Origin of the sequence: Pseudomonas sp. DE0010, assembly GCF_007680745.1 — a bacterium.
GTDB lineage: Bacteria > Pseudomonadota > Gammaproteobacteria > Pseudomonadales > Pseudomonadaceae > Aquipseudomonas > Aquipseudomonas parafulva_B.
In genome coordinates this window covers 72,422-98,206 of the sequence record NZ_VEJQ01000012.1, presented here as the reverse complement: position 1 = coordinate 98,206, position 25,785 = coordinate 72,422, and the positions used below count along the sequence as shown (strand labels likewise).

Genomic DNA, 25,785 nt, shown 5'->3' with positions numbered 1-25,785 from the left:
AAGAACAACAGGAGAACCACCATGGCAAGAAAGATCAGTTACCAGCAGGCCATCAACGAAGCCCTGGCCCAGGAAATGCGCCGTGACGATACCGTGTTCATCATTGGTGAGGATGTGGCCGGCGGTGCAGGCGCGCCTGGCGAAGACGATGCCTGGGGTGGCGTGCTGGGCGTGACCAAGGGCCTGTATCACCAGTTTCCAGGCCGCGTACTGGATGCGCCGCTCTCGGAGATCGGCTACGTTGGCGCCGCCGTCGGTGCGGCCACCCAGGGCCTGCGCCCAGTCTGCGAACTGATGTTCGTCGACTTCGCCGGTTGCTGCCTGGACCAGATCCTCAATCAGGCGGCCAAGTTTCGCTACATGTTCGGCGGCAAGGCCGTGACCCCGCTGGTCATGCGCACCATGTACGGCGCCGGGCTGCGTGCCGCGGCCCAGCATTCGCAGATGCTCACCTCGCTGTGGACGCACATCCCGGGCCTGAAGGTGGTGTGCCCGTCCTCGCCCTACGACGCCAAGGGCCTGCTGATCCAGGCCATCCGTGACAACGACCCGGTGATCTTCTGCGAGCACAAGCTGCTGTACGGCATGCAGGGCGAAGTACCGGAGGAGGTGTACACGGTGCCGTTCGGCGAAGCCAATTACCTGCGCGATGGCAGCGATGTCACCCTGGTGACGTATGGCCGCATGGTGCATGTGGCCATGGAAGCCGCCAACAGCCTGGCCCGCCAGGGCATCGACTGCGAAGTCCTGGACCTGCGCACCACCAGCCCGCTGGACGAAGACAGCATCCTTGAAAGTGTCGAAAAGACAGGGCGCCTGGTGGTGATCGACGAGGCCAACCCCCGGTGCTCGATGGCCACGGACATCAGCGCCCTGGTTGCGCAGAAGGCATTCGGTGCGCTGAAAGGGCCCATCGAAATGGTGACGGCGCCGCATACGCCCGTTCCGTTTTCCGACGCTCTGGAAGACCTGTATATCCCCGACGCTGCCAAAATCGAAACAGCCGTGCGCACCGTTATCGATGCTGCAAGGAGCGCCGCATGAGCCAGATCCACACCCTGACCATGCCCAAATGGGGCTTGTCGATGACCGAAGGCCGGGTGGACACCTGGCTCAAGCGGGAAGGCGACGTCATCACCAAGGGCGACGAAGTGCTGGACGTGGAGACGGACAAGATCAGCAGCAGCGTCGAGGCGCCGTTCAGTGGCGTGCTGCGCCGCCTGGTGGCCAGGCCGGACGAGACCCTGCCGGTGGGCGCGCTGTTGGCCGTGGTGGTAGAAGGCGAAGCCGACGACGCCGACATCGACGCCGTGGTACAGCGCTTCCAGGCCGAGTTCATGGCCGACGGTAGCACCGACCAGGCCCAAGGCCCGGCGCCGCAGAAAGCCGAGGTGAAGGGGCGCTTGTTGCGCTGGTTCGAACTGGGCGAAGGCGGGACGCCCTTGGTGCTGGTACATGGCTTTGGCGGCGACCTCAACAACTGGCTGTTCAACCACCCTGCCTTGGCCGCCGAGCGACGGGTAATCGCCCTCGACCTGCCGGGCCATGGCGAGTCGGCCAAAGCCTTGCAGCGCGGTGACCTGGAGGAACTGAGCGAAACGGTGCTGGCCCTGCTCGATCACCTGGACATTCCACGTGCTCATCTGGTCGGTCACTCCATGGGCGGCGCGGTTTGCCTGGGCCTTGCGCGCCTGGCACCGCACCGGGTGGCCAGCCTTGGCCTGATCGCCAGCGTGGGTCTGGGCGAGGCCATCAATGGGCAGTACCTGCAAGGGTTCGTCGCGGCCAGTAGCCGCAACGCCCTCAAGCCGCAGATGGTGCAACTGTTCGCCGATCCGGCCTTGGTCACGCGGCAACTGCTCGAAGACATGCTCAAGTTCAAGCGCCTGGAGGGCGTGGATCAGGCGCTGCAAGTGCTGGCCTCGGCCCTGGCCGACGGCGACCGGCAACGCCACGACCTGCGCAGCGTCCTGGGCCAGCACCCGGCCCTGGTGATCTGGGGCGACAAGGACGCGATCATTCCGGCCAGTCATGCCCAGGGTCTGGAGGCCCAGGTGGTGGTCGTGCCGGAAGCTGGCCACATGGTGCAGATGGAGGCCGCCGACACGGTTAACCAGCACCTGCTCGCTTTCCTGCGCAGCCACTGACCCTTCCCGGCTTCTGGAGATTCCTATGAACGATTTGAGCAATCCACACATGCGCGCGGCAGTCTGGCACGGGCGCAACGACATCCGGGTCGAGCAGGTACCCCTGCCGGCCGACCCTGCACCTGGGTGGGTGCAGATCCAGGTGGACTGGTGCGGCATCTGCGGCTCGGACCTGCACGAATACGTGGCCGGACCGGTCTTCATCCCGGTGGACGCGCCACACCCGCTTACCGGTATTCAAGGCCAATGCATCCTCGGCCACGAGTTCTGCGGCCGGATCGCCAAGCTCGGCGCAGGCGTCGAGGGCTATGCCGTGGGCGATCCGGTGGCGGCAGACGCCTGCCAGCACTGTGGCACCTGTTATTACTGTACCCACGGGATGTACAACATCTGTGAGCGCCTGGCGTTCACAGGCTTGATGAACAATGGCGCCTTCGCCGAGCGGGTCAATGTGCCGGCCAATCTGCTCTACCGGCTGCCGCCCGGTTTCCCGGCCGAGGCAGGGGCCCTGATCGAACCGCTGGCGGTCGGCATGCACGCGGTGAAAAAAGCAGGCAGCCTGCTGGGCCAGACCGTGGTGGTAGTGGGCGCCGGTACCATCGGGCTGTGCACCATCATGTGCGCCAAGGCGGCAGGCGCGGCGCGGGTGATCGCCCTGGAGATGTCTTCGGCGCGCAAGGCCAAGGCATTGGAAGTGGGCGCCAGCGTGATCCTGGACCCCAACCAGTGCGATGCGTTGGCCGAGATTCGTGCGCTCACCGCCGGGCTGGGGGCTGACGTGAGCTTCGAGTGCATCGGCAACAAGCACACGGCCAAGCTGGCCATCGACACCCTTCGCAAGGCCGGCAAGTGCGTGATGGTGGGAATTTTCGAGGAGCCGAGCGAATTCAACTTCTTCGAACTGGTGTCCACCGAGAAGCAGGTGATCGGTGCGCTGGCCTATAACGGCGAGTTCGCCGACGTGATCGCCTTCATCGCCGACGGTCGGTTGGATATACGCCTGCTGGTGACCGGCCGCATCGGGCTGGAGCAGATCGTCGAACTGGGGTTCGAGGAACTGGTGAACAACAAGGAGGAAAACGTGAAGATCATCGTGTCGCCGGGATTGGGTCGCTAGGCGCACGGTATCGAAGTTCCCCTGGTGCGGCCTGATCAGGCCGCACCTACCCGAGGCCCCATCGCTTGCAAACGTGGCGCAAAGCCCCCTCGCCCCACCCGCCACTCGCTGTTTCAGGCGCTCGATCTGAGTCATAATCGGCGCACTCACTGCCCGGTCCTCGCCATGCGTCCACTGCTTCCCCTGACCCTGCTCCTGTTGCTCGCTGCCTGTGGTGATGGCGAATCCCTGAGCCCACCCGATGCCCGCCTGCCCGACGGCGGTCGCTACCGAGGCCAGGTCGTCGACGGCTTGCTGCAGGGCCAGGGCCGTATCGACTACCCCAACGGCAGCTGGTATGCCGGCGGGTTCAAGGATGGCCAATGGCACGGCCAGGGGGAATGGCACGGGCAGAACGGCGAAGTCTACCGCGGCCAGTTCGTCGCCGGCCTGTTCGAAGGGCTTGGCGACCTGACCACACCAGGTAGCCACTATGCGGGCACCTTCCGCCATGGCCGGCGCGATGGCGAAGGCACCCTCAAGCAGACTGGGCAAACCTACCGCGGGCAGTTCAAGGACGACCTCTACGAAGGCGCAGGCGAACTGGAGCTGGCCGACGGCAGTCGCTACCGGGGCCTGTTCGCCAAGGGCAAGCCCAACGGCGCCGGCGTGCGCAGCGATGCTAGCGGCAATCAGTTCAGCGGCAGGTTCGTGGACGGCCAACTGCAAGGCACTGGCACCTACGACAGTGTCGAAGGCGAGCAGTACATCGGCGAGTTCAAGGACAACCGCCTCGAAGGCCGCGGGCGCTACGAAAACGCCGAAGGCGATGTGTGGATCGGCCAGTTCAAGGACGGTTCGCTCAGCGGCGAAGGCGAAATGCTAGGCAGTGACGGCAGCCATTACAAAGGCACGTTCCTCGACTGGCGCATGTCGGGCCAGGGCAGCCTGCAACTGGCAGATGGCAGTCAGTACGTGGGCCATATGCTCGATGATGCCTACCACGGGCAAGGGCGCCTGACACTGGCCGACGGCAAGGTACATAGCGGTACCTGGGCCAATGGCGTTCGGGTTCGCGATGAACATGGCACCTTGCTGCCGGACCCGCTCGACATGGCACTGCTCAATCAAGGGCGCTTGCTCAAGGAAGCCTTGGCCGCCGTGCCCCGGTCCCAGCCGGCAATCGAGCTGTACAGCCTGGTGGTGGGGGGCGACGGGCAGCAGAGCGTTTTTCTGCGCGAAGCCGATTACGTGAGCAACCTGCTGAAGGTACGCTTCGGTGCCAAAGGCCAGGTCACGCTGGTCAACCATCGTGACTTCATGGCGACGCGCCCCATGGCCACGCGGCAGAGCATCACCCGAGCCGCCAGCACCCTGGCCGAGCGCAGCGGTCCGGAAGACCTGCTGTTCATCTACCTCACCAGCCACGGTAGCCAGGACCACCAACTGGTCCTCGATCAACCACGCCTGCAACTGGCCGATATTTCCGCCGACGAGTTGGCCGATGCATTGGCCCCCTTGAAAAATCGAGACAAGGTCATCGTCATTTCCGCGTGTTATTCCGGTGGCTACATCGATGCCTTGAAAGATTCGCGCACGCTGCTCATGACAGCCGCCCGAGCCGACCGGGTGTCCTTCGGTTGCTCGGAAGAAGCCGACTTCACCTACTTTGGCGACGCCCTTTTCGCCCAGGCCCTGAATCAGACGGACGATCTGAAACAGGCGTTTGAACTGGCGCGTACCCATGTTGCCGAACGTGAACGAAACGAAGGCTTTGAAGCGTCCGAGCCGCAGCTGTGGGCACCGCCAAACGTGCTGGAGCACTGGCAGCGCCTACGCCGGCACCAAGCCGAAGAAGCCTTGCGCAATACGACACAGGCAGCGGTGGGGGCACAGGCAAAAACGCCGCGCAGCCACTAAGCTTGTGTGTAACAAGGGAGAGACATCATGTACTTGACGCCTCAGCATGTCCTGCTTGCCGGAGCGACCGGCCTGACTGGCGAGCACCTGCTCGACCGCCTGCTCAATGAGCCCACCATCACCCGCGTGCTGGCGCCTACACGCCGCCCTTTGGCAGAACATCCCCATCTGGATAACCCCGTAGGCGATCCGGCTGTATTTTTGCCCCAGCTGGAGGGCCGCGTGGACATTGCCTACTGCTGCCTGGGCACGACATTGAAGCAGGCAGGCTCGGAGTCCGCATTCAAAGCTGTGGACCTGGACATGGTAGTGGCCTTCAGCAAGCGAGCCCGTGAGATGGGGGCCAGGCACTTGCTGGTCATCAGTGCCGTGGGCGCCGACCCGACATCCTCGATCTTCTACAACCGCGTCAAAGGCGAGATGGAAGAAGCCCTCAAAGCCCAGGACTGGCCTCAACTGACCATCGTCCGCCCGTCGCTGTTGCTGGGAGAACGCACCGAGCCAAGGCTCACCGAAACCCTGGCCGCTCCCTTTTCCAAGCTGATGCCTGGCAAGTACCGGGGCATCGAGGCCTGCACATTGGCCCGAGCGCTGTGGCGCCTGGCGCTGGAGGAAGAGGACGGCATCCGGATCGTAGAGTCGGACGAGTTGCGCAAGCTGGGGAAAAACTGAGCCGCTGACGGGTTGCTAGCGGCTGCATGCAGCACTCAAAAGCCGCCGCTGCCGTGATAGTAGATGCCGGCGGCGGCTGGCAGGGTCAACGGCAGTAACAAGGTATCGAGTAGAAAACTGGCCGGCAGATCGAGGGAGGCAAACCGGGGCGCGTCGACACCGAAGCGCGCCTGGGGGCAACAGCCACCGCTGATCGCATACCAATCCAGCCGGGTGCCTGCATACACCACAGGCGCCCCTGGCTTGGTGCCATCCAGGGTGCGTACCGTGGCGCAGCCACCGAGCATCAACACAGCCAACGTACCGGCCAGCCCTCTTTTCAATCATCCACCCCATAATGATGCTCACCCCAACGCGGCAGCATGTCCTGTGGGATGTTCAGCAGGTTGAGGATGCGCGCTACCACGAAGTCGACCAGATCGTCGATGGTCTCTGGCTGATGATAAAAACCAGGCGAGGCCGGTAGCATCACCGCACCCATCTGCGACAGCTTGAGCATGTTTTCAAGGTGAATGGTGGAAAACGGCGCCTCACGAGGCACTAGGATCAACTGCCGACGCTCCTTGAGGGTGACATCGGCAGCCCGTTCGATCAGGTTGTTGCACGCACCCGTGGCAATCGCCGACAGCGTGCCGGTGGAACACGGCACCACCACCATGGCCGCCGGTGCGCCGGAACCCGACGCCACGGGCGACATCCAGTCTTCCTTGCCGTACACCCGAATCTGCCCGTCGGCAGCGCCGGTGTATTCGGTCAGGAACGCCTGCATCGCCTGCGGTTTGGCAGGCAGCAGTACGTCGGTTTCGGTCGCCATGACCAGCTGTGCGGCCTTGGAAATCAGAAAGTGCACCTCCCGATCTTCGCGCACCAGGCAATCGAGCAAGCGCAGCCCATACTGCGCACCCGATGCCCCGGTCATGGCCAGGGTAATGCGTTCCGGCCCGCTCACTTGAGCGCCTCGGCCAGCTTGCCGTGCAGGCCGCCAAAGCCACCGTTGCTCATGATCACCACCTGGGTACCTGGCCGCGCCTGGCGCTTGACCTGCTCGATGATCGCCTCGAGGCTGTCGGCCACTACGCTGGGCACCTTGCATTGCGCGGCCGTGGCTGCCAGGTCCCACCCCAGGTTGGCCGGGGCATACCAGATCACCTGGTCAGCATCGTTGACGCTCTCAGGCAGGCCATCACGGTGTGCGCCCAGTTTCATCGAATTGGAGCGCGGCTCGATGACGGCAATCACCTGTGCATCACCCACGCGCTTGCGCAGGCCGTCCAGGGTGGCGGCAATGGCCGTGGGGTGATGGGCAAAATCATCGAAGATGGTCACGCCTTGCACTTCGGCGACCTTTTCCATGCGCCGCTTGACGCTTTTGAACGCACTGAGGCCTTCGATACCCATCGCCGGTGCCACGCCAACGTGACGGGCGGCCGCCAGGGTCGCCAAGGCATTGGCCACGTTGTGCTGACCGGTCAGGGCCCAATCCACCACGCCCTGCACGTGCCCGTCGAACAGCACCTCGAAGCGCGACCCGTCCGGGCTGAGCAGGCGTGCCTGCCACTGCCCGCCGTCGCCTGTTGTCTGCACGGGCGTCCAGCAGCCCATGTCGATGACCCGCGCCAGCGCGTGTTCGGACGTGGGATGGATCACCAGGCCTTCGCTGGGAATGGTGCGTACCAGGTGATGAAATTGTCGCTCGATGGCAGCAAGGTCAGGGAAAATGTCCGCGTGGTCGAATTCCAGGTTGTTCAGGATCGCCGTGCGCGGGTGGTAATGCACGAACTTAGAGCGCTTGTCGAAGAAGGCACTGTCGTACTCATCCGCTTCGACCACGAAGAATGGCGTATCACCCAACCGCGCCGATACGGAGAAATTCTGCGGCACCCCACCGATCAGGAACCCAGGGCTCATGCCGGCATGCTCAAGCACCCAGGCCAGCATGCTGCTGGTGGTGGTCTTGCCATGGGTGCCGGCGACGGCCAACACCCAGCGGCCCTGCAGCACATGGTCGGCCAGCCATTGCGGGCCCGACACATAGGGCAGGCCCTTGTTGAGCACATGCTCCACCGCCGGGTTGCCACGGGACATGGCGTTGCCAATGACCACCAGATCGGGAGCCGGCTCCAACTGGGCAGGGTCATAACCCTGGGTCAGCTCGATGCCCTGGGCCTGGAGCTGGGTGCTCATCGGCGGATAGACGTTGGCGTCCGATCCGGTGACGCGGTGGCCAAGTTCCTTGGCCAGCACCGCCAGCGAACCCATGAAAGTGCCGCAAATACCGAGAATGTGAATATGCATGGTCGACCTCGCAAAACATCGAGGCAGGGTAGCCCAGGGCGCGACAAATCGCACCCGCTGTTTCGTCAGTCGGGCCGGGTGATGCCATGCTTGCGCAGTTTGCGATACAGCGTGTTACGGCTGATGCCCAGATGCTCGGCGACCCGGGTGAGCTGCCAATGCCGGGCCTCGAGAACGGCCAGCAGTGCCTGGCGTTCGGCCGTCTCCAATGCGGTCTTGCTCTCAGGTACCGGTGAACCCTCATCCGGCAAGGCCGCCGTGGCCACTGGCGCTGCATCTTGGCGACGCGCCGTGCGCACCACGGCAGGCAGGTCTGCCAGCGTGACGCGGCCCTCGTCACACAGGGCAGCCAGGGTGCGCAGCACGTTGCGCATCTGCCGCACGTTACCAGGCCAGGGGTAGTCCAGCAGTACCTGACGCGCCTGGGGGTCGAGCTCGATCAGCTGACCCTGGGTTTCCTGGCGCAGCAGCAAGTCCAGCAACTGCGCTTTGTCGCTGCGCTCGCGCACGGCAGGCAAAGCCACTTCAAGCCCGTTGAGGCGGTAATAAAGATCTTCACGGAACGCACCCTGGGCAACCCGTTGCAGCAGGTCCCGGTGGGTGGCACTGATGATGCGAACATCCACGGCCTGCGGCTCGCCGCCGATTGGCACCACCTGCCGCTCTTCGAGCACGCGCAGCAACCGTGTTTGCAGATCCAGCGGCATGTCGCCGATTTCGTCCAGCAACAAGGTACCGCCGTCGGCCTGCAGCAACTTGCCGCGCATGCCATCCTTGCGAGCCCCGGTAAAGCTGCCGGCCCGATAGCCGAACAACTCGCTTTCGATCAGGCTCTCGGGGATGGACGCGCAGTTGATGGCCACGAATGGCTTGTCCCGACGCTCGCTGGCCTGATGCACGGCCTGGGCGAAGGCTTCCTTGCCGCAACCTGTCTCGCCGCTGAGCAACAGCGGCACATTGCGCTCGAACACCCGCACACTGCGGCGAAAATCTTGTTGCAGCGCAGGGTCCAGCAGGCAGACCTGCGGTGGCTGCCGGACGACGCGGCGCGAATGCCCCGCGGGCACGGTCCAGACCGGCGTACGTGCCTGGCCACGCAGGCTGGCGAACACCTGCCGCCCGTCCAGGGTCAGCAGCGGCCAGGCTGCGCTGCCATCGGGCATGGCACGGCTGAACAGCTCGTCATGGGTGCAGGCGAAAAACTGCTCCAGGGTCTGCCCTTGCACATCGGCGCGCACGCGGCCCAGCAGGTTCAGCGCACTCTGGTTGGCCGCGCAGATACGGCCATCGCCGTCGACCGCCAGCAGCCCCTCGCTGAACAGCCCGACCGACTCGGCCTGCAGGTGAAAACGCAGCAGCCAGTGATGCTCGAACTGGCGCATGAAATAGCAGCTTTCGATCATCTTGGCCGACAGGGTCACCATGGCCATGGTGTGGAATTCGCTTTGGCGCGAAACGTCGGGCCGCGCTGAAGACACGTCCAGCACGGCCAGCAAATGCCCCTGAGGGTCGAACACCGGGCTGGCCGAGCAGGTTAGCCCCGTATGCCGCCCACGAAAGTGTTCGTGCTGGTGGATGGTCAGCGCCTGACGTTCGACCAGGCACGTGCCGATGCCGTTGGTGCCCTCTCGCGCCTCGCTCCAGTCAGCGCCCAGCCACAGCCCGGCCTGTTCGAAGCTGCGCCGTTCGGTGGGGGCGGTGACGCAGTTGAGGATCACCCCGCGGGCATCGGTCAGCAGCACCGCATGGCCAGCACCGCAAAGCTGCTGGTGCAGGCTGTTCATTTCCTGATCGGCGATTTGCAGCACCTGGCGCATGCGTTCGCGGCTTTCCAGCAGGCGGCCATGTTCGAGGACCACCGGTGCTTCGGCCAGCGCCGGATCCAGGTGGTAGTCCTCCAGGCAGCGCAGCCAGGAGCGGGCAATGGACGGGTCGCTGCCGCCTTCGACACGCCCGCCATGGGCGACCGTGTGCACTTGCCGGGCATGCTGGGTGAATGGGTTGCTCTGCATTATTGTGATTCTCCGCAGATAGAGGCTCAAGCCAGCATCCTCTACAGCAGGCCGGTTTGCAATGCACCCGCCACGAGGCGTGCCACTGGCGGTACACACTGTCACCCAAGCCTGTATCGAGCACGATACATCGCGGGTCGCCAGAGAGCGTCGGTACCCGTCAACTGCTTGATTTCATTGAAGTGCAAAACGATGGCCCAACCTTTGCTCTACGCTTTGCACTCCACACAAACACAATAGCCAGGAGACACACCATGCGTTATGCACATCCCGGTACCGAAGGCGCTAAGGTTTCCTTCAAGAGCCGCTACGGCAACTACATCGGTGGTGAGTTCGTTCCTCCGGTAAAGGGTGAGTACTTCACCAACACATCGCCCGTGGACGGGCAACCGATTGCCGAATTCCCCCGTTCCACCGCCGAAGACATCGACAAAGCCCTGGACGCTGCCCATGCCGCTGCCGATGCCTGGGGCCGCACGTCCGTCCAGGACCGCTCCAACGTGTTGCTGCGCATTGCCGACCGTATCGAGCAGAACCTCGAAGTCCTGGCCATCACCGAAACCTGGGACAACGGCAAGCCCGTGCGGGAAACCCTCAATGCCGACATCCCGCTGGCGGTCGATCACTTCCGCTACTTCGCCGGATGCATCCGCGCCCAGGAAGGCGGCGCTGCGGAAATCAACGAAAACACCGTTGCCTACCATATCCATGAGCCGCTGGGCGTGGTGGGCCAGATCATCCCGTGGAACTTCCCGATCCTGATGGCCGCCTGGAAACTCGCGCCAGCGCTGGCAGCAGGCAACTGCGTGGTGCTCAAGCCCGCCGAACAGACGCCCCTTGGCATTACCGTGCTGGTGGAGCTGATCGGCGACCTGCTGCCCAAGGGCGTGCTGAACGTGGTGCAGGGCTACGGCCGTGAAGCGGGCGAGGCGCTGGCCACCAGCAAGCGCATCGCCAAAATTGCCTTCACAGGCTCCACGCCCGTGGGCTCGCACATCATGAAGTGCGCGGCCGAGAACATCATCCCGTCGACGGTGGAACTGGGCGGCAAATCGCCGAACGTGTACTTCGAAGACATCATGCAGGCCGAACCGAGCTTCATCGACAAGGCTGCCGAAGGTATGGTCCTGGCCTTCTTCAACCAGGGCGAAGTGTGCACCTGCCCATCCCGTGCGCTGGTACAGGAGTCGATCTACCCGCAGTTCATGGAAGTGGTGATGAAAAAGGTGCTGCAGATCAAGCGCGGCGACCCGCTGGACACCGACACCATGGTCGGTGCGCAGGCCTCGCAACAGCAATTCGAGAAGATCCTGTCCTACCTCGAGATCGCCCAGCAGGAAGGCGCCGAGCTGCTGACCGGGGGCAAGGTCGAGAAACTCGAAGGCGCGCTGGCCACCGGTTACTACATCCAGCCGACCCTGCTCAAGGGCAACAACAAGATGCGGGTGTTCCAGGAGGAAATCTTCGGGCCGGTGGTGAGCGTCACCACCTTCAAGGACGAGGCCGAAGCCCTGGCCATTGCCAACGATACCGAGTTCGGCCTGGGCGCCGGGGTCTGGACCCGCGACATCAACCGTGCCTACCGCATGGGCCGCGGCATCAAGGCCGGGCGTGTCTGGACCAACTGCTATCACCTTTACCCGGCGCACGCGGCCTTCGGTGGTTACAAAAAGTCCGGTGTAGGCCGTGAAACCCACAAGATGATGCTCGATCACTACCAGCAGACCAAGAACCTGCTGGTGAGCTACGACATCAACCCGCTGGGCTTCTTCTAAGCCCTGCGCCGGTCTTTTCGCCGGTCACGGTGAAGGCCGGTGTTGACTGGCCCTTTGTCCAGGGCGGTTGTCATGCACCAACCGCTCTGGCTCGCTTCCTGCAGTACAGATCACCAGCGGCCCGAACCCCTTGCGGCCACCAAGAAAAAGAACAGGTGAAACCATGCCAAGCGAACACCCAGCCGGTAGCCCGGCAGGCTCTTCCGTAGATTTCGAGAAAGTCGGTTCAGACTATTTCCAACAACGTGAACTCAAGAAAGGCGCCGCCGGCTGGGTGCTTCTGGTCGGCCTGGGCGTTGCCTACGTCATCTCCGGCGACTACGCCGGCTGGAACTTCGGCCTGGCCCAAGGTGGTTGGGGCGGCATGTTCCTCGCCACCCTGCTGATGGCCACCATGTACCTGTGCATGTGCTTCTCCCTGGCCGAACTGTCGTCGATGATCCCTACTGCCGGCGGTGGCTACGGGTTCGCCCGCAGCGCCTTCGGGCCCTGGGGCGGGTTCCTGACCGGCACCGCCATCCTGATCGAATACGCCATCGCGCCGGCGGCCATTGCCACCTTCATCGGTGCCTATTGCCAATCGTTGTTCGGCATCGGCGGTTGGATGATCTATCTGGCGTTCTACGTGGTGTTCATCGGCATCCACATCTTTGGCGTGGGCGAGGCGCTCAAGCTGATGTTTATCATCACCGCCATCGCCGCCGTTGCACTGGCCGTGTTCCTGGTGGCCATGGTGCCCCATTTTGATGCAGCCAACCTGTTCGACATCGCCGTCACCGATGCCGCAGGGGCCAGCAGCTTCCTGCCGTTCGGCTATGTAGGCGTCTGGGCAGCCATCCCCTATGCGATCTGGTTCTTCCTGGCGGTAGAGGGCGTGCCATTGGCCGCCGAAGAAACCAAGAACCCCAAGCGCGACCTGCCACGCGGCCTGATTGGCGCGATGCTGGTGCTGGTGGCGTTCGCCCTGCTGATCCTGATCGTCGGCCCCGGCGGCGCAGGCTCCGAAGCACTCAAGGCCTCCGGTAACCCCCTGGTCGAGGCGCTGGCCAAAGCTTACGGCGGTTCCACCTGGATGGGCAGCTTCGTCAACCTGGTGGGCCTGGCAGGTTTGATCGCCAGCTTCTTCTCGATCATCTATGCCTACTCGCGCCAGATCTTCGCGCTGTCGCGGGCCGGCTACCTGCCGCGCAAGCTGTCCGAGACCAACAAGAGCAAGGCGCCGGTCATGGCGTTGGTGATTCCGGGCATCATCGGTTTTGCCCTGTCGCTGACAGGTCAAGGCGACTTGCTCATCCTGGTTGCCGTGTTCGGGGCTACCTTGTCTTATGTACTGATGATGGCGGCGCACATCACCCTGCGCATCCGTCGCCCGAAAATGGAGCGCCCTTACCGCACCCCAGGCGGCATCTTCACCTCGGGCCTGGCCCTGGTGCTGGCCTGTATCGCCGTGGTCGCCGGCTTCCTGGTCGACCCACGCGTGGTGATCGGCGCTGCCGTGATCTATGCGGTGCTGATCGCGTACTTTGCGTTCTACAGCCGTCACCACCTGGTAGCGGGCACGCCAGAAGAGGAATTCGCCGCGATCCAGAAGGCCGAAGAGGCCTTGCACTGATCGACGACACTCGCCGCGGGCCACCCCGCGGCCTTGGAGAATCTGCATGGCAAGTTTCGTACACACCGTGGGCAACCTGGTCTATCGCTTCGACAGCCTCAGGGAGGTGATGGCCAAAGCAAGCCCCGCACGCTCCGGCGACTACCTCGCCGAGGTCGCGGCTTCAAGCGATGGCGAGCGCGTGGCTGCGCAAATGGCATTGGCCAACATTCCGCTGTCGCATTTTCTGAGCGAAGCACTGATTCCCTACGAAAGCGACGAAGTCACCCGCTTGATCATCGATACCCACGATGCACAGGCGTTCGCACCGGTCAGTCACCTGACGGTGGGCGGCTTGCGTGACTGGCTGTTGAGCGAGCAGGCCGATGAAGACAGCCTGCGCGCATTGGCGCCGGGGCTGACGCCAGAAATGGCCGCCGCCGTGTCGAAGATCATGCGCGTCCAGGACCTGGTGCTGGTGGCCCAGAAGATCCGCGTCGTTACCCAGTTTCGAGGCACCATGGGCCTGCGCGGGCGCCTGTCGACCCGACTGCAGCCCAACCACCCCACCGACGAACCGGCCGGTATCGCGGCGAGCATTCTCGACGGCCTGCTGTATGGCAACGGCGATGCCATGATCGGCATCAACCCAGCCACGGACAGCACCGCTTCCATCTGTGCGCTGCTGGAAATGCTCGATGCCATCATCCAGCGCTACGACATTCCGACCCAGTCCTGCGTGCTCACCCATGTCACCACCTCGATCGAGGCGATCAACCGGGGCGTGCCACTGGACTTGGTCTTCCAGTCCATCGCCGGCACCGAGGCGGCCAATGCGGGGTTCGGCATCAACCTGAACGTATTGCAGGAGGGGTACGAAGCAGGGCTGTCGCTCAAGCGCGGCACCCTGGGGCAGAACCTGATGTATTTCGAAACCGGCCAAGGCAGTGCGCTGTCGGCCAACGCTCATCATGGTGTCGACCAACAGACGTGCGAGACCCGCGCCTATGCCGTCGCACGCCACTTCAAGCCGTTCCTGGTCAATACCGTGGTCGGTTTCATTGGTCCGGAGTACCTGTACAACGGCAAGCAGATCATCCGTGCGGGCCTTGAAGACCACTTCTGCGGCAAGCTGCTGGGCGTACCAATGGGCTGCGACATCTGCTACACCAACCATGCCGAAGCCGACCAGGACGACATGGACACGCTGCTGACGCTGCTGGGGGTCGCCGGGATCAACTTCATCATGGGTATCCCCGGCTCGGACGACATCATGCTCAACTACCAGACCACCTCGTTCCATGACGCCCTGTATGCCCGCCAAACCCTGGGCCTCAAGCCTGGGCCTGAGTTCGAAGCATGGCTGGCGCGCACCGGCATCTTCACCCAGGCCGACGGCCGGATACGCTTTGGTGACAACCTGCCGCCAGCCTTCCGGCAGGCCCTGGCACAGCTTGCATAGGAATCGCCGATCATGGATAACCGCACCCCCACCCCCGAAAATCCCTGGCTGGCCCTGCGCAACCTGACCCCCGCCCGTATCGCCCTGGGGCGCGTGGGCACCAGCCTTCCGACCAGTGCGCAACTGGACTTCCAGTTCGCCCATGCCCAGGCTCGGGACGCCGTGCACCTGCCATTCGACGTGACTGAGCTGACGGCACAACTTGATCAGCGCGGGCGCGACAGCCTGGTGTTGCACAGCGCCGCAACCGACCGTCATCAATACCTGCAGCGGCCCGATCTGGGCCGGCGCCTGAACGAGGATTCGGTCGCCACCTTGCGCCAGCATGCCCAGGCCAACCCAGGCGGGGTCGACCTGGCAATCGTGGTCGCCGACGGACTGTCCGCCTTGGCGGTACACCGTCATACGCTCCCGTTTCTGACGCGCCTTGAGGAGCAGGTCAACGCCGAAGGCTGGACTTGCGCGCCCATAACGTTGGTCCAGCAAGGACGCGTGGCGGTGGCAGATGAGGTGGGCGAGCTGCTCGGCGCTCGCATGACCGTGATGCTGATCGGTGAGCGGCCAGGGCTCAGTTCGCCGGACAGCCTGGGGCTTTATTTCACCTACGCCCCGAGGGTCGGGCTGACCGACGCCTACCGCAACTGCATTTCCAATGTTCGCCTGGAGGGGTTGAGCTATGGCATGGCCGCGCATCGGCTGCTGTACCTCATGCGTGAAGCCTGTCGGCGCCAGCTGTCAGGCGTGAACCTCAAGGATGAGGCTGAAGTTCACAGCCTGGAAAGTGACGAACTGGCCAGCCAGAAAGGTAACTTTCTTCTGGGCAAGGGCTGAGCACCTGCGCAGGAGGGTGGTGCTGCACCGGCTGCCCTGCTGCTCGCTACAGGCGGGCCACTGAACACGCTCGCCGAATCCTCCATGCGGCGAGCGTGGACGATGAACGATGTCCACGGCCTCGGTGTCTGTCTGCCGTACTACGACGCAGCTCACGCCTTCCTACTGCCGTAACCCCTCGCTACAAACTCTGCGGGCGTGATCCTGACTTCGCCGTATAATGGCCCACTTGTCATGTGTGAAATTTCACTCCTCCAGGTCACCGAGCCTTCGACCCAGACCACAGGTGCTGTACATGGATTTCAACCCGCTGGACCTCATCCTCCATCTCGATGCGTACCTTGATCTGTTGGTCAACAATTACGGGCCCTGGATCTATGCCATTTTGTTTGCTGTGATTTTTTGCGAAACCGGGCTGGTGGTGATGCCCTTCCTGCCAGGTGATTCCCTGCTGTTCATCGCCGGTGCAGTCGCTGCAGGCGGCGGCATGGACCCTGTCCTGCTGGCCGGGTTGCTGATGATCGCCGCCATCCTGGGCGACAGCACCAACTACGTGATCGGGCGAACGGCCGGCGAGCGCCTGTTCAGCAACCCGAACTCGAAGATCTTCCGCCGCGACTACCTGCAGCGCACCCACGACTTCTACGAGCGTCACGGCGGCAAAACGGTCACCATGGCGCGTTTTCTGCCCATCCTGCGCACATTCGCGCCGTTCGTGGCCGGTATTGCCCGCATGCACTACCCGCGCTTTCTCGGTTTCAGTATTGCCGGCACGTTGCTCTGGGTAGGCGGCCTGGTCACGCTGGGGTACTTCTTCGGCAACGTGCCGTTCATCAAGCAGCACCTGTCGCTGATGGTAGTGGGTATCATCCTGCTGTCGCTGGTCCCGATGATTCTCGGCCTGCTGCGCACCCGCCTGGGTCGCCCGGCCAAGGCGCACTGAGGCGCCTGATCGGGCATGTGGTCGTTCAGCGCCTGGCGGCGCAAGCGCACGTTGGCGCGCTTCCCGATCAGCGTCCAGCAATGGCAAGCCGTACGCGAGCGCTTGCCCATACTGGACGGTATCGACGACGCCGAGGACCAATGGTTGCGCGAGGCCAGCATCCTGTTCCTGAACGAAAAGCACCTGACGTGCCTGCCAGGCGTCGAGCTCGACGATGAGCAACGCCTGGTGCTGGCGGCACAAGCTCAGCTGCCGTTACTGCACCTGGGTGACCTGAACTGGTATCAGGGCTTTCACGAAATCATCCTCTACCCCGACGATTTCAAAAGCCCGCAGCGCCACCGGGACGGCAGCGGCGTGGAGCACGCCTGGGACGGCGAACACAGTGGCGAGGCCTGGCAGCAGGGCCCGATCATCCTGGCCTGCAATGGCGTGTTCGGCAGTGGCGGCTGGGAAGCCTACAACCTGGTCATCCATGAGCTTGCGCACAAGCTGGACATGCTCAACGGCGATGCCAATGGCCTGCCTCCCCTGCACAGCGACATGGCTGTGCAACGCTGGGCGAACGCCATGCAACAGGCCTTCGACGACCTCAACCGACAACTCGACCTGGATCCGGAAGCCGAAACGCCGATTGACCCCTATGCCGCCGAAAACCCCGCCGAGTTCTTCGCCGTGACCAGCGAGTACTTCTTCAGCGCCCCCGACCTGCTGCACCAGGCCTACCCCGAGGTCTACCAGCAACTGTCGCTGTTCTACCGGCAGAACCCGCTTGCACGCCTGGCCCGGTTGCAACACGAGCATCCCGACTATCGCCATCCCCCCGTGTAGCGCCCGGTCCATTGGGCCAGACGTGGCATGCCCCGTCGGAATATGCCTATAATCGCCGCCACTTTTTTGGTCAAACACGGGGGCACTGCCCAATGAGCTACAGCAAGATTCCGGCGGGCAAAGACCTGCCGAACGACATCTACGTCGCCATCGAGATCCCGGCCAACCACGCGCCGATCAAATACGAGATCGACAAGGACAGCGACACGCTGTTCGTCGACCGTTTCATGGCCACCCCTATGTTCTATCCGGCCAACTACGGCTTTATCCCCAACACCCTGGCTGACGACGGTGATCCGTTGGACGTGCTGGTGGTTACCCCTTACCCAGTGGCCCCGGGTTCGGTCATCCGCGCCCGCCCGGTAGGTGTCTTGAACATGACCGACGATGGCGGCGGCGACGCCAAGGTCATCGCAGTGCCCCACGACAAGCTGTCGCAGCTGTACGTGGACGTGAAGGAATACACCGACCTGCCTGCCCTGCTGATCCAGCAGATCGAGCATTTCTTTGCCAACTACAAAGATCTCGAGAAGGGCAAGTGGGTCAAGATCGAAGGCTGGGACGGCGCCGACGCCGCCCGCGCTGCGATCACCAAATCGGTCGAAGCCTACAAAGGTTGATCCTGATTGCATGGAAAAACCCGCTTCGGCGGGTTTTTTTTGGCGCGCGATAGGCTTCACAGCCAATCTAGGCCTAAGCGTTCTAAAACGTCCTACACCCGCGTCTGACTGCTCCTACATCTCCCCTTCCGCACATCAACATCCTGTTCATACCCTTGGTGGCACCGTGCCGCTACACTTTCTCCATGAACACATCTGGTGAACGTTTAAGAGCCCTTCTTCAGGAATGCGGCCTGACCCCTGCAAACTTCGCAGCCCAGCGCGGCGTGACGCCTCAGCACGTCAACAACTGGTTCAATCGCGGGGTGCCGCTGGCTCGCCTGGACGAGCTCGCCGACCTGTTCTGCGTGCACCGTCGCTGGCTGCGCACCGGCGAAGGCGCCAAACATCCCAATGCCATCCTGCGCACCTGTCCGCCACGCCCGGTGCCGATAGACGCCCCCATTCCGCGTGCCGTTCATCGCGGGCGCGTGGTACACGTGCCGTTCCACGAGGTGCGCAATGGCCTGCTGTGCAAGGTGTCAGGGCGTGCCCTGCGCCTGCCTGCCAACGCCCTGCGAATGCTGGGCGTCAAACACGACACGTCCATCTGCATGGCCATGCCAGGCGGCAACATGGCCCCTTTGATCCCCGTCGAAGCGACCCTGGCCATCGACATGAGCATGACCCAGATCGTCGAGGGCGAAACCTATGCCCTGCTGATCAATGGCGCGTTGCGCGTGCATAACCTGACCATGGGCGAGCACGGCACGCTTTACCTGCATAGTCATGACCGGCACAACTACGCCGTCGAGCGCTTGACCCCCAGCCAGCGCCAGGCGCAAGGGCTGGAGATCCTGGGGTGGGTCTATCACTGGTCGCATTTTCGCCGGCAACGACCCGGTTGAAACACCCTGTGCCATTTTTTGCTGGGCATCAGGTGCGTGCCCTTGTATGCTACGCGCACATCAGCCCCGACCGGCGCAAGCCGCAGTCCAGAGGGCTCGGCGATACCCCATACGGGCATCAGCCATCTCTTTCAGGCCTCTTTTGGCCACACCGTTAAGGCGATTGCGGCTTACCATAAATTAGTCGGAAGCGTCCCCGAGAAGCCGGCCACAAGCCGGCTTTTTAATTGTCCGAAATAATCTTATCCCATCTGAGCATACTGCCGATAACCTAGCTATAACGGGCGCTTCAGGCATTCCCCTGTCCGATGGTGTTCAACACCATTTGACCTCATCCGACGATGAAGTGGGGGGACAGGTGGGGGGACAAAAGGGACGATAGGGGAAATCCAATGGGTAAACTGAATCCGAAACAAGTCGAAAACCTTACCGAACCCGGCACTTATGAAGATGGAGACGGACTTCGCTTGGTCGTCAAACCTACCGGGCGTAAATCCTGGCTGTTTCGCTTCCAGCTGGCGGGCCGGCGTAGAGAGATGGGGCTGGGCTCGTTCCCTGAGGTGAGTCTCAAGAAGGCCAGACAAGATGCCAGTGCTAAACGCACCCAACTGAGTGATGGCATAGACCCATTGGCCGCTCGCGACATAGCGCGCGCTGCTCAACGGGAAGCCCAGCGAGCAAGTGAAGCCAAGCAACTCAGATTCGAGACTCTTGCAACGGAATACCGTGATGCTCACGGCGCGGCGTGGTCGGAGAAGTGGCGTAAAGGCTGGATGCGAAAGCTGGAGCTGTATGCGTTTGATCACATAGGCAAGCTGTCAGCCGCAGACATCGGTACTCCCGAGGTGCTCAAGGTGTTGCAACCCATCTGGGCGACTAAGACTCGAACCGCCGACGAGTTACGCGGACAGATCGAACAAGTCTTGGACGCCGCCAAGGCACGGAATCTACGACAGGGTGAAAACCCTGCTCGCTGGCGCGGGCACTTAGACAACCTGCTGAGTCGTGCTGAAAAGAAAAAGGCTCGGAAGCGTGAGCACTTTAAGGCTTTGCGCTGGCAGGATGTGCCGGATCTGATGATAAAGCTCAGGGCAAACTCCACGCCTCCATCTTGGGCTGCTCAACTGTTGATCATGACCAGCGCACGCGCTCACATGGTCAGGTTCGCTCGTTGGGATGAATTTGATCTAGAAGCTGGGACTTGGTCGCTACCAGGTGAGCGAATGAAGATGCGGGTAGCTTTCATAATCCCGCTTGCTGACGAAGTCGTAAAGCTGTTGAAGAGTATTCCGCGGAACGGGGAAAGCGCCTTTCTATTTCCAGGCCAGGGCAAGACAGGAGTAATGCACGCAAACGCGATACGTACGCTCCTACACAGCATGGAGTATGAACATGTAACACGACACGGCTTTCGATCCTCGTTTCGTGACTGGGCCAGTGAATGCACTCATTATCCACGCGAGGTTTGCGAGATGGCGTTGGCGCATGATGAACGCGATCAGACTGAAGGGGCCTATTCGCGATCAGACTTCCTCGATAAACGCCGATTACTAATGAGGGACTGGGCGACTTTCCTAAACCCAACGTTCACCGGCAATTTATAAGTCTGAGCACCTATTATATCAAGCACCACCTTTAGGGAGTCGACATGAGCAATTCGTCGCAACATCAATTTCAAGCCTTGCATGAGCTTGAGCAACTAAAAGAAGAGCTACGAACAAACTGGAATAAGGAGAGACTCAGGATTGAAGAGTCACTGTATTACCTGATAACACACTCTCTTTCTGATGATTACCACCATATCAGAAACAGTATAGAAGCCCAAATTAAGACGGGAGAAAAGCACAAGGACCAGAATATATCTCAGTGGGGGATGAGTGTAGACGCCTCGCAAGTCACACCAGAACGAAAAAACACTCTAGTCGCACTCACCTACCTCCTTCTATTCGACGCGGAGTGTAAGAGAGGCTCCATCGCTAGCGCTTCGAAACTCATCTGCCACGCTAGCTACTACGAAGGATATGCAAGTGGCTTGGTCGAACCTCGAATTAATGAAGGGGCTCGAGGGCGATCAAAGAGCAGTCAAGAAAACCAGAGAAAAATGGCAGTCTTAATCAGCTCGCTGCGACCAAAGGAAGGTTGGAAGAAAGAGCGAGACGCTGCGAACTGTATCTACGATGAAGCTGTAAAGCTAAATAAAAAGTCAAACATGAATCTTACTCAGGCCCATCTTGCCAACCTCATCACAAAGTGGATGAAGGAGGAAGGCTCCGAATGCCGAGCGGCCTTTCTTGGCACCAGTGAATAAGCTATTCACTTGGTAGCACATCAGGCTGCTTTCTGGGCCTACCTCGTTTGGTTTGCTTGGGAAATACCTTCCCTCCTTTCCCGAAGCACCTGCCTCCGTCAGGTGCGATCATCCGGATAAAGTAATCCGGCTTGGTCAGATACGCCGCGACAAGCTTTAGCCCCGCCCTGAGGCCGGTCTGATGATGGCTAATCATACCAACTCCTAAGATTCCTTTCTTCTCAAACGCCGCTTTGTTTTTGTTGCAGTTATAGTAAATCCCTTTCCCTTCCGTCACAGTCTCTACCCAGTACTCACCCAGAAGCTTGGCAATGACAATATCCTCTCGATGATAAACCCCATTCAAAAATAACAAGCAGTGATAATGGTAGGATTTATCAAGACCATACTCCAGCTTCCATGCATACCCTACGACACCCAGTGATTTAGAGCTCCTAAGATATTTCAGTAGGGCTATGCGGTGCATCCTGGCTTCGGCATGGCTGATAGTTGTTTCCCCTCGAGGAACGCAGTACTGGCTCCGATAGGTGAAATCGACACGAATTACTAGCATCCTAGCGTAACAAACAAATAGCGCATCAATGTATTCAACAAGGCTTTTATAATTCTTATTGGCAGACCGGCAGAAACTTTTCAAAGTATCTTGAAACTCTACCCCCCGAATTTCTTGCTTTACCTTTTCGGTTAAGTCGTGAAGCAGGGATAACTCATCAGCCAGAACCAACTCGACCTTATATACATTCGACCTCAGTTCCACCCCAGCAAAGTACTTCATAAAGACCCTCAGCAGCGGGTTAAACTCATGATAGGGATAAACCTCCTTGATCATCCCAAAATCCACCTTTAGCAAGCTTAGACAGTCCTGCTCCAGCGCCCTGACCTTCTTCTGCTTAGACATTGCTGTTGTACGAGGAAGAAACAATCCCTTCTGAAAGGCCTTCAGGCGCGCCATCACGTCTACAATCGAACGGATATCACTCGCCAATAACGCTTGATCGGTGTACTGCTCAACCGTCTCACCGTTGACATCCGCGTACATGCACAACCCATGTTCAAAGTAGAACTCCAATTCATCATCGAATTTCATAGACTTACCTTATACTGTTCAGCACTCTATTGATCACTCACGAAGAGCGCTCACTAACATTGCACACGCGGAAGCTATCTGTGGCTACTGCTCTGCTCATCGTTACATACCTCCTACAGACCAATGCATCTAGCATGACTTGCATTGCACATGGTTACTAGAGGTAAATAGTAGGAATAAATACTAGATATAACATAGATACCAATATTCAGGCTCTCCGTTTCCTCCGGCCAGACCAACGAATCGGGCAGAAAACTCCAACGCGCGCCGGGAACATTTACAAATTGAAAAATGAAAGTTAGTACTGGTAGCTATGCCGGATTATCACCGGTACAGGTGGAGCTAGCGCACCGATGTAGCCAAGCATTAACGTCTTCCTCCAGCCATCCCACGGCAAATTTTCCTAATTTAAAAGGCCTAGGAAACGTTGCGTCGTATCGCGAAGATTTTGGATTGATACGATCATAAATGGTTGATCGCGACAGCCCCACCTTAACTGAGAGCTGTTTGAGCCTGATAACACTTGGATGTATTGCCGAAGCTTGCTGCATGGTAGATACCTCGGGTTGTAATGAAACCCAAAGGTAAAATACTTTCTGTCTGTATTCACTCGACTTAACACCCAGTAAAAAATTCCCGGGAGGATAACCAGAATCCTCCGACCATGACACCGACGGATGCAAGCTCAAAGCCAACCTGCCAGTGCGAAAAGTTAGTTCCCCGCTAAACAGGAACCAACATTTCAGCGCGGGAACGAGCTTCGGTTCGCTTTACCAATGCCATGATTCTACTCGAAAGAATTTTGGCCTTACATGACGCTCACGAGTCAACAATAGCCCTTAATACATTCAACAAACTGGAAGCTAAAGAATGAATAGATGTCCACATTGCGGCTCATTAGCCGTCGTGAAGCCGGCCATAGCCAAGAAAGCAGGTGCCGCAATCGGCGGAGTTAGCGGTGTACTGAGAGGGTTGTCCGCCATGTCTATCGGCGCCAGCGTCATCCCCATAACCAGTAGCCCAAGTGTTGGGCTGAGTACCATAATCGGGCGGTTAGCCTCGGCTATTACTGCGGCATTTGTAAGTGGTGCAGCAGGATGTATTGCAGGAGCGAAGGTAGGCACAGTAATTGATCACTATGTCTTCGACGCCTACCAATGCAACCTATGTAATTGCTCTTTCCGCATGTATTCCTCACAACCCCCGCACCAGTTCAACGCACATTTTAAGCAAATCAAGAAGATTGACAACTAAATTACATATGCACGCTCGCTGCTGATAAATATCAGTAGCGCTGCCGTACCTACCGAACGAGAAAACACACATGGCTCACTATGTTGAACAAATGGCCTATGTCGGGCATGCACCGTGGCATGGCCTCGGCTCCGCGCTCTCACCTAAACAACCTATTGAGGTCTGGCAGAAAGAAGCCGGTATGAACTGGCGCATAGAAGACAGTCCCGTCCATTTCAAGGCCAACACGGTAGGTAACCTGGGATCAATTTATACATTCCCAGAACAGAAGGTTCTCTACCGCTCCGACACCAAGGCAGCGCTTTCAGTAGTCTCACAGCGTTACCAAGTAGTGCAGCCTCGAGATGTGCTGGAATTTTACCGCGATTTAACTGAGGTCTCTGGGTATGAACTGGAAACTGCGGGAGTGCTAAAAGGAGGCCGTAAGTTTTGGGCATTGGCTCGGACAGGGCAAACCGCTGCGTTGGCGGGTCATGATGAAGTGAATGGCTATCTACTACTGGCTACCTCGTGCGACGGTACGTTAGCTACCACCGCCACACCCACCACCATTCGAGTCGTCTGCAACAACACACTGACCATTGCCCTGGATGGGGCAAGCCGCGCTATCAGGGTTCCGCACAGTACTCAGTTTGATCCACAGGCGGTAAAGAAGCAGTTGGGGATCGCGGTATCGCACTGGGACGAATTCATGCAACGTATGCACATGCTCGCAGAGCGTAGGGTGCAGTGGCCGGAAGCGATGAATTTCTTCCTCAGCGTGCTGTGTGACACCCCTGCTAACAGCCCCATTCCTGAAGTACTATCCAACGAACGAGCACTACGCAAAGTACAAAGCCTGTATGAAGGACAAGGTCGAGGCTCGACCTTGCAGTCCGCTAAAGGTACCGCGTGGGGACTGCTCAACGCCGTGACCGAATATGTCGACCACGAGCGGCGAGCAAGGAGCGTTGAATACCGGATCGACTCCGCATGGTTTGGACAAGGTGCAGCCATTAAGAAGAGAGCACTGGATGCGGCTCTATGCCTCGTGGCCTGACCTGAACAGTTTCGCACACCAACACCACCTAGCCAGTGCCTACTGGCTGGGTGCCTTATGTCCGATGGGAACAGGGTTTGTTACACCGCAACTGAACTACGCAAAGGATGGGCAGGTCCAGGAACTAAGAACGGCTTACGAAAAAACCGCTGGTTGATGGAAAGGTCATAATCCTGCGTCGATGAGCAAATCTGACGGTTTGCAGCGCAAAGCAGTCGCGATCCGAAGGATATTCAAAAAGGTAACGTTCCTCTCCCCTCGCTCTATTTTCCCCATGTGGGAACGATCGATCCCGGCAGCATCCGCCAAGGCTTCTTGCGACAGCGTATGCCCTAGTCGCCGTGCGCGTACCGCCGCACCAAGCTGTACCAGGTCGCCGTCTTTATCATGAGTCGCAGAGATTCTTGCCATGGCGAAAATCGTCGCGCTATGATGCTTCCATGGCCACGGCATTTACGACCCATCTAGACGTTTCTTTGATGTAGAGCAGAGCTAGCAGTGGACCTTCCTAACCCCCGCTACAGAGAATCTGAAAATATGTCTCTTTCAACAGTAAATGGATTAAACGAATATCAAATAGAAGCCCTTTTAAAAGCCAAAAAATCATTTGAGGTTATAGGTTTGAGAGGTCAATTCACCAAGAGTGTAGCAATTATTGAAAAAAGGATAGAAAGCCTAAATCTAAAGTGTCGAGTAAAAGTCGATCTGAAAGGTGCTATAGCTCAGGGCGGCATATTGGGCACAGTTATTGGAGCTACCTCTCTCCCCATCGGGGTCGCTTTAGCCGCCGCTGCTACCGTGGTCAGCACCGGTCATACTCTAGCCACCTACAACCCCGACTATGAAATCATAAAAGACTACGTCAATAAAAAACTAAAAGTCATCTATAAAAAATAAAAGACAACAATATCAACTAGCGCAACAGCGCGCACATGAGATTTTAATAAATTGAAAATTAAGTCAGCTATACTAAAAGCAACCAGTTGTCTTGCCCTCGCACTCTCCCTAAACGTTC

The 25,785-nt window shown here is 59.9% G+C and carries 24 protein-coding genes; 17 read left to right on the top strand and 7 right to left on the bottom strand.

All coding sequences use genetic code 11. From position 1 onward, the window contains the following. The first annotated feature begins 21 nt into the window (after positions 1–21). From FS767_RS11545 to FS767_RS11525, 5 genes are all read left to right on the top strand, one after another. A complete protein-coding gene (locus FS767_RS11545; protein ID WP_144965484.1) occupies positions 22–1,044 on the top strand; it encodes an alpha-ketoacid dehydrogenase subunit beta in 1,023 nt (340 codons plus the stop codon). Next, positions 1,041–2,147: an acetoin dehydrogenase dihydrolipoyllysine-residue acetyltransferase subunit gene (locus FS767_RS11540; protein WP_144965482.1), complete on the top strand. Its 1,107-nt coding sequence runs from the start codon at positions 1,041–1,043 to the stop codon at positions 2,145–2,147. Before FS767_RS11545 ends, FS767_RS11540 begins: the two co-directional genes overlap by 4 nt. Positions 2,148–2,196: 49 nt before the next feature. Further along, positions 2,197–3,264 (top strand): 2,3-butanediol dehydrogenase, encoded by a 1,068-nt coding sequence (locus FS767_RS11535; protein ID WP_256674265.1) that lies wholly within the window; start codon positions 2,197–2,199, stop codon positions 3,262–3,264. Between the two features lie 165 nt (positions 3,265–3,429). Further along, entirely contained in the window at positions 3,430–5,163 is a 1,734-nt protein-coding gene (locus tag FS767_RS11530) for a C13 family peptidase (RefSeq protein WP_144965479.1), read from the top strand. A gap of 27 nt (positions 5,164–5,190) precedes the next feature. Beyond that, positions 5,191–5,835 (top strand): oxidoreductase, encoded by a 645-nt coding sequence (locus FS767_RS11525; RefSeq protein WP_058605301.1) that lies wholly within the window; start codon positions 5,191–5,193, stop codon positions 5,833–5,835. 35 nt (positions 5,836–5,870) lie between these two features. Here the strand turns inward: FS767_RS11525 and FS767_RS11520 are convergent, their stop codons facing one another. From FS767_RS11520 to FS767_RS11505, 4 genes are all read right to left on the bottom strand, one after another. Then, positions 5,871–6,158: a YceK/YidQ family lipoprotein gene (locus FS767_RS11520; protein WP_144965477.1), complete on the bottom strand. Its 288-nt coding sequence runs from the start codon at positions 6,156–6,158 to the stop codon at positions 5,871–5,873. After that, positions 6,155–6,784 carry a flavin prenyltransferase UbiX gene (gene ubiX, locus FS767_RS11515; RefSeq protein WP_144965475.1) on the bottom strand — a complete coding sequence of 210 codons (630 nt, stop codon included), beginning with the start codon at positions 6,782–6,784 and terminating at the stop codon, positions 6,155–6,157. The genes FS767_RS11520 and ubiX overlap by 4 nt, the downstream gene beginning before the upstream one ends. Beyond that, positions 6,781–8,130, bottom strand: coding sequence for a UDP-N-acetylmuramate:L-alanyl-gamma-D-glutamyl-meso-diaminopimelate ligase (mpl, locus tag FS767_RS11510; RefSeq protein WP_144965474.1), 1,350 nt, complete (start codon positions 8,128–8,130; stop codon positions 6,781–6,783). Before mpl ends, ubiX begins: the two co-directional genes overlap by 4 nt. Positions 8,131–8,195: 65 nt before the next feature. Further along, positions 8,196–10,142: a sigma-54-dependent Fis family transcriptional regulator gene (locus FS767_RS11505; protein ID WP_144965472.1), complete on the bottom strand. Its 1,947-nt coding sequence runs from the start codon at positions 10,140–10,142 to the stop codon at positions 8,196–8,198. 254 nt (positions 10,143–10,396) lie between these two features. Between FS767_RS11505 and FS767_RS11500 the strand changes: the two genes are divergently transcribed. The 10 genes from FS767_RS11500 (at position 10,397) to FS767_RS11455 (ending at position 21,390) form a co-directional block, all read left to right on the top strand. After that, a complete protein-coding gene (locus tag FS767_RS11500) occupies positions 10,397–11,917 on the top strand; it encodes an aldehyde dehydrogenase family protein (RefSeq protein ID WP_028687655.1) in 1,521 nt (506 codons plus the stop codon). Between the two features lie 163 nt (positions 11,918–12,080). Beyond that, on the top strand, positions 12,081–13,529 hold the full coding sequence (eat, locus tag FS767_RS11495; RefSeq protein ID WP_058605306.1) for an ethanolamine permease: 1,449 nt from the start codon (positions 12,081–12,083) through the stop codon (positions 13,527–13,529). A gap of 46 nt (positions 13,530–13,575) precedes the next feature. Next, positions 13,576–14,970 (top strand): ethanolamine ammonia-lyase subunit EutB, encoded by a 1,395-nt coding sequence (locus tag FS767_RS11490; RefSeq protein WP_144965471.1) that lies wholly within the window; start codon positions 13,576–13,578, stop codon positions 14,968–14,970. Between the two features lie 12 nt (positions 14,971–14,982). Next, on the top strand, positions 14,983–15,801 hold the full coding sequence (gene eutC / locus FS767_RS11485) for an ethanolamine ammonia-lyase subunit EutC (protein WP_144965469.1): 819 nt from the start codon (positions 14,983–14,985) through the stop codon (positions 15,799–15,801). Between the two features lie 295 nt (positions 15,802–16,096). Continuing rightward, positions 16,097–16,744 carry a DedA family protein gene (locus FS767_RS11480; RefSeq protein WP_144965467.1) on the top strand — a complete coding sequence of 216 codons (648 nt, stop codon included), beginning with the start codon at positions 16,097–16,099 and terminating at the stop codon, positions 16,742–16,744. 15 nt (positions 16,745–16,759) lie between these two features. Next, the gene (locus FS767_RS11475; protein ID WP_144965466.1) at positions 16,760–17,575 is read left to right on the top strand and encodes a zinc-dependent peptidase; all 816 of its coding nucleotides are present in this window, start codon (positions 16,760–16,762) and stop codon (positions 17,573–17,575) included. Positions 17,576–17,667: 92 nt separating this feature from the next. Continuing rightward, positions 17,668–18,195 carry an inorganic diphosphatase gene (ppa, locus tag FS767_RS11470; RefSeq protein WP_023534987.1) on the top strand — a complete coding sequence of 176 codons (528 nt, stop codon included), beginning with the start codon at positions 17,668–17,670 and terminating at the stop codon, positions 18,193–18,195. 185 nt (positions 18,196–18,380) lie between these two features. Then, a complete protein-coding gene (locus tag FS767_RS11465; RefSeq protein WP_078479185.1) occupies positions 18,381–19,082 on the top strand; it encodes a helix-turn-helix transcriptional regulator in 702 nt (233 codons plus the stop codon). Positions 19,083–19,474: 392 nt separating this feature from the next. Next, positions 19,475–20,686 (top strand): integrase arm-type DNA-binding domain-containing protein, encoded by a 1,212-nt coding sequence (locus FS767_RS11460; RefSeq protein ID WP_144965464.1) that lies wholly within the window; start codon positions 19,475–19,477, stop codon positions 20,684–20,686. Positions 20,687–20,730: 44 nt separating this feature from the next. Further along, positions 20,731–21,390, top strand: coding sequence for a hypothetical protein (locus FS767_RS11455; RefSeq protein WP_144965463.1), 660 nt, complete (start codon positions 20,731–20,733; stop codon positions 21,388–21,390). A 1-nt stretch (position 21,391) separates the two neighbouring features. Here FS767_RS11455 and FS767_RS11450 read toward each other — a convergent pair whose 3' ends face one another. Together FS767_RS11450 and FS767_RS11445 are read right to left on the bottom strand one after the other, a co-directional pair. Beyond that, positions 21,392–22,477: an inovirus-type Gp2 protein gene (locus tag FS767_RS11450; RefSeq protein ID WP_144965461.1), complete on the bottom strand. Its 1,086-nt coding sequence runs from the start codon at positions 22,475–22,477 to the stop codon at positions 21,392–21,394. A 311-nt stretch (positions 22,478–22,788) separates the two neighbouring features. Then, complete coding sequence (locus tag FS767_RS11445; protein ID WP_144965460.1) at positions 22,789–23,028, bottom strand: AlpA family transcriptional regulator; 240 nt, start codon at positions 23,026–23,028, stop codon at positions 22,789–22,791. Between the two features lie 773 nt (positions 23,029–23,801). Between FS767_RS11445 and FS767_RS11440 the strand changes: the two genes are divergently transcribed. Continuing rightward, a complete protein-coding gene (locus tag FS767_RS11440) occupies positions 23,802–24,770 on the top strand; it encodes a DUF932 domain-containing protein (RefSeq protein WP_144965458.1) in 969 nt (322 codons plus the stop codon). Positions 24,771–24,935: 165 nt separating this feature from the next. Here FS767_RS11440 and FS767_RS11435 read toward each other — a convergent pair whose 3' ends face one another. Further along, positions 24,936–25,181: a helix-turn-helix domain-containing protein gene (locus tag FS767_RS11435; protein WP_144965455.1), complete on the bottom strand. Its 246-nt coding sequence runs from the start codon at positions 25,179–25,181 to the stop codon at positions 24,936–24,938. A 126-nt stretch (positions 25,182–25,307) separates the two neighbouring features. Here FS767_RS11435 and FS767_RS11430 point away from each other — a divergent pair, with 126 nt between their 5' ends. Continuing rightward, positions 25,308–25,667 (top strand): hypothetical protein, encoded by a 360-nt coding sequence (locus tag FS767_RS11430; RefSeq protein ID WP_144965532.1) that lies wholly within the window; start codon positions 25,308–25,310, stop codon positions 25,665–25,667. Positions 25,668–25,785: the final 118 nt, after the last annotated feature.